At 72.6% G+C, this 3,749-nt stretch carries 2 protein-coding genes; both read right to left on the bottom strand.

The features are described 5' to 3' along the window. Positions 1 to 99: 99 nt before the first annotated feature. Positions 100 to 2,346 (bottom strand): RNA degradosome polyphosphate kinase, encoded by a 2,247-nt coding sequence (locus tag ACYVE9_RS18830; RefSeq protein WP_461029054.1) that lies wholly within the window; start codon positions 2,344 to 2,346, stop codon positions 100 to 102. Positions 2,347 to 2,637: 291 nt separating this feature from the next. Continuing rightward, positions 2,638 to 3,534 (bottom strand): mycothiol synthase, encoded by an 897-nt coding sequence (mshD, locus tag ACYVE9_RS18825; protein ID WP_461029053.1) that lies wholly within the window; start codon positions 3,532 to 3,534, stop codon positions 2,638 to 2,640. Positions 3,535 to 3,749 lie beyond the last annotated feature (215 nt).

Genomic DNA, 3,749 nt, shown 5'->3' with positions numbered 1-3,749 from the left:
GTGGCTCCGGCCGCGAGGCGCTGCGAGCCGGGGGCGGCGGCCGACGGGACCCGGGGGCGGTGCACGCCCGGCGGGACCCCGGTGGGGTCGGCCGTCACATCATGTCGTGGGACCACGCCGGCGCCTCCGGGCGTCGATGAGCATTTCCTGGACGTTGCGGAGCGGCTGGCCTTCGGCGTCGACGGCGTGGCGGGTCCACTCCCCGTCCGGGCCGAGGTGCCAGGATGCGGTGGACTCGGACATGCCGGTCTCCAGCAGCCGGGTGAGGGACGCGCGGTGGCCGGGGTCGGCGACCCGGACCAGGGCCTCGATGCGGCGGTCGAGGTTGCGGTGCATGAGGTCGGCGCTGCCGAACCACACCTCCGGTTCGCCGCCGCCGCCGAACGCGAAGACCCGGGAGTGTTCGAGGAACCGTCCCAGCACGCTGCGCACCCGGATGTTCTCGCTGAGCCCGGCGACGCCGGGCCGCAGGGCGCAGATGCCGCGCACCCACACGTCGACCGGCACGCCCGCCTGCGAGGCGCGGTAGAGCGCGTCGATGACGGTCTCGTCGACGATCGAGTTGACCTTGAAGCGGACGTAGGCGGGCCGGCCGGCGCGGTGGTGGGTGATCTCCTTGGTGATCCTGGAGACCAGGCCGTCGCGCAGCGAGCGCGGGGCGACGAGCAGCCGGCGGTAGGTCTCACGGCGGGAGTAGCCGGAGAGCCGGTTGAAGAGGTCCGACAGGTCGGCGCCGACCTGCGGGTCGGCGGTGAGCAGCCCGAAGTCCTCGTAGAGGCGGGCCGTCTTGGGGTGGTAGTTGCCGGTGCCGACGTGCGCGTAGCGCCGCAGGTGCTCACCCTCCTGGCGGACGACCAGGGACAGCTTGCAGTGCGTCTTGAGGCCGACGAGCCCGTAGACGACGTGGCAGCCGGACTCCTCCAGTTTGCGGGCCCACTTGATGTTGGCCTGCTCGTCGAACCGGGCCTTGATCTCGACCAGGACGAGCACCTGCTTGCCGGACTCCGCCGCGTCGATCAGCGCGTCCACTATCGGGGAGTCGCCCGAGGTGCGGTAGAGCGTCTGCTTGATGGCGAGCACGTCCGGGTCGGCGGCGGCCTGCTCCAGGAACGCCTGCACGGAGGTGGAGAACGAGTCGTAGGGGTGGTGCAGCAGCACGTCGCGCTCCCGCAGCGCGGCGAAGACGTCGGGGGCGGACGCGGACTCCACCTCGGCGAGGTCGCGGTGGGTGCCGGCGACGAACTTCGGGTACTTCAGCTCCGGCCGGTCCATGGCGCCGACGATGCCGGCCAGCCCGCTGAGGTCGAGCGGGCCGGGCAGCGGATAGACCTCGGCGTCGACCACCTTCAGTTCCCGGACCAGCAGGTCCAGCACGTAGGGGTCGATCGTCTCCTCGACCTCCAGCCGCACCGGCGGGCCGAAGCGGCGGCGCATCAGTTCCTTCTCCAGCGCCTGGAGCAGGTTCTCCGCGTCGTCCTCCTCCACTTCCAGGTCCTCGTTGCGGGTCACCCGGAACATGTGGTGCGCGAGCACCTCCATGCCGGGGAACAGCTCCTCCAGGTGGGCGGCGATCACGTCCTCCAGCGGCACGTACCGCTGCGGGGAGGCCTCCAGGAAGCGGGACAGCAGCGGCGGCACCTTGACCCGGGCGAAGTGGTGGTGGCCGCTGACGGGGTTGCGGACCACCACGGCCAGGTTGAGGGAGAGCCCGGAGATGTAGGGGAAGGGGTGCGCCGGGTCCACGGCGAGGGGGGTCAGCACCGGGTAGATCTGGTGCCGGAACAGAGTGAAGAGGCGCGCCTGCTCCTTCTCGGTGAGGTCGGCCCAGCGGATGAGGTGGATGCCCTCCTCGCCGAGCGCGGGCGCCACGTCGTGCTGGTAGCAGGCGGCGTGCCGGGCCATCAGCTCCCGCGAGCGGGTCCTGATGAGGTCGAGCACCTCACGCGGTTGCAGGCCGGAGGCCGATCGGGTGGCGACGCCGGTGGCTATGCGGCGCTTGAGTCCGGCCACCCGGACCATGAAGAACTCGTCGAGGTTGCTGGCGAAGATCGCCAGGAAGTTGGCGCGTTCCAGGAGCGGGGTGGAGGGGTCCTCGGCCAGTTCCAGGACCCGCTCGTTGAATGCCAGCCAGCTGCGCTCGCGGTCCAGGAAACGGCCCTGCGGCAGGTCGTCGTCGCCGCCGCGGTAGGCGTCGGGGTCCGCGTCCAGCTCGGCGTCGAGAGCGATGGCCGGAACGGTGGCCGCGTGCGGCCGGGAGGCGTCGATGGAGCCGAGCGCCGGGGGCGGCGGCTGCTCGGCGGAGGAGGCGGAGGACACCGGGCGGGCGGGCTGCGCTGGCTTGCTCATCCCCCCATTCTTCCGCGCATCGGGCGCACCGGGCTCGTCGGCGGACCTCTCGGCGGGCGAGAGGGCCCCCGGGGCGAGGTGGAGCCAACGGTTCGGCACGGCGTGCTGCATTCGACGATGCTCGCAAGCGAGTCTGAATGACCGGTTACACCGACATGGCCGGGAGGCGAGCCGCACCCTTCGCCCGGATGACCGACCCCCGCACAACCGTGCGAACCGCCGGCCACCGCCACGGCGGCCACCGGAGGGAGTCCTCGGCAGGCGGTCACCGCCCACCGGCCCGCCGCGGTGTCAGCCCTCGGTGCGGTACATCAGGTCGACCTCGTGGGTGCGGAAGCCGAGGCGCTCGTAGACGGAGACGGCCGGGCCGTTGTCGGCGTCCACGTAGAGCATCGCGGTCGGCGTCCGCCGGTCGAGGGCCAGGTGGCGCAGCCCGGTCAGGGTCAGTGCCCGGCCGAGGCCGCCGCCCTGCGCCCCGGGCACCACGCCGACCACGTACACCTCACCCAGGCCCTCCTCGGCGTGCACCTTCGTCCAGTGGAAGCCGACGAGGTCGCCGTCCCGGTGGGCCAGGAAGAAACCGGCGGGGTCGAACCACTGCTCGGCGACGCGGGCCCGCAGGTCCTCGGCGGTCAGCGAGCCCTGCTCGGGGTGGTGGGCGAAGGCGGCGGCGTTGGCGGCGAGCCAGTCCGCGTCGTCCGCGCCGGGCCGGAAGGTCCGCAGGCTCACGCCGGGCGGCAGCACCGGCTCGGGCAGCGCGTCGGCGGACAGCGGCATGCGCATCTGGCGGAGTTCGCGGAACAGCGTCATGCCGAGCACCTGCGCGAGGTGCCGGGCGGCGGCGTGCCCGCCGTGCGCCCAGGCGCGCAGCCGCTGCCCGGAGGTGTCCAGCAGGGCCTGGCCCAGTGACCGGCCGTAGCCGTTGCCGCGGTGCGACGGGTGCACGACGAGTTCGGCGGCGGGCGCCTCGACCGGGTCGGTGTCCTCGAGTTGCCCGTAGCCGACGAGCTCACCGCCGGAGCGGACGAGGAAGTGCGTGACGCCGGTCCGGCGGCCGCCGCGCAGGTGCAGCCGCCCCTGTTCGGACACCGGGGACTGTCCGTCCGTGCGGGTCGCCCGCTCGATGAGCGCCAGCGCCTCCCCCGCGACCTCGTCCGACAACTGGTCCACCACCGCCACGTCACTCATGGGCCCGAGCCTACGACGCACCGGGTCGAAACCTGTTGGTTACCGCATCCCTCCTGACACGCTACGCGCGTTGACCTTAGGCTGCGGTCTGCTTGGACACCGTCAACTCGCCCTCACATAAGGGGACATAAATGCCCGATTCCCCGACGCCGCCCGCCCGGCGCCGCCGACACGGCCGCGTACTGACCGCTGCCGCCGCCGGCCTGGCCACCTTC

It is taken from the genome of Streptomyces sparsus, assembly GCF_054776295.1.
The sequence above is the reverse complement of the archived record's forward strand: the minus strand, read 5'-3'. Positions and strand labels throughout refer to the sequence as shown.